A 533-nucleotide genomic window follows, 5' to 3' on the forward strand; every position below is an offset into this window, starting at 1 on the left:
ATGCCGCAGACCCGCGAGCACATCCTGCTCTCGCGTCAGGTCGGTGTGCCGCACATCGTCGTGTTCCTGAACAAGGCCGACATGGTCGACGACGCCGAGCTGCTGGAGCTGGTCGAAATGGAAGTGCGTGAGCTGCTGAGCAAGTACGACTTCCCGGGCGATGACACTCCGATCATCCACGGTTCGGCGCGTCTGGCGCTGGACGGCGATCAGAGCGAAATCGGCGTGCCGGCGATCCTGAAGCTGGTCGAGGCGCTCGACACCTTCATCCCGGAGCCGACCCGCGACGTCGATCGTCCGTTCCTGATGCCGGTGGAAGACGTGTTCTCGATCTCCGGCCGCGGCACCGTGGTGACCGGTCGTATCGAGCGCGGCATCATCAAGGTCGGCGACGAAATCGAAATCGTCGGTATCCGCGACACCCAGAAGACCACCGTCACAGGCGTGGAAATGTTCCGCAAGTTGCTGGACCAGGGCCAGGCAGGCGACAACGCCGGTCTGCTGCTGCGCGGCACCAAGCGTGACGACGTCGA

General features: G+C 64.0%; 1 protein-coding gene. It reads left to right on the forward strand.

The annotated features are described in order from the left end of the window. On the forward strand, nt 1–533 hold a 533-nt coding region (locus XcuCFBP2542_RS19040; RefSeq protein ID WP_249027700.1), incomplete at both ends, for an EF-Tu/IF-2/RF-3 family GTPase.

Origin of the sequence: Xanthomonas cucurbitae, from assembly GCF_002939885.1 — a bacterium.
In the GTDB taxonomy this organism is placed as follows: domain Bacteria; phylum Pseudomonadota; class Gammaproteobacteria; order Xanthomonadales; family Xanthomonadaceae; genus Xanthomonas; species Xanthomonas cucurbitae.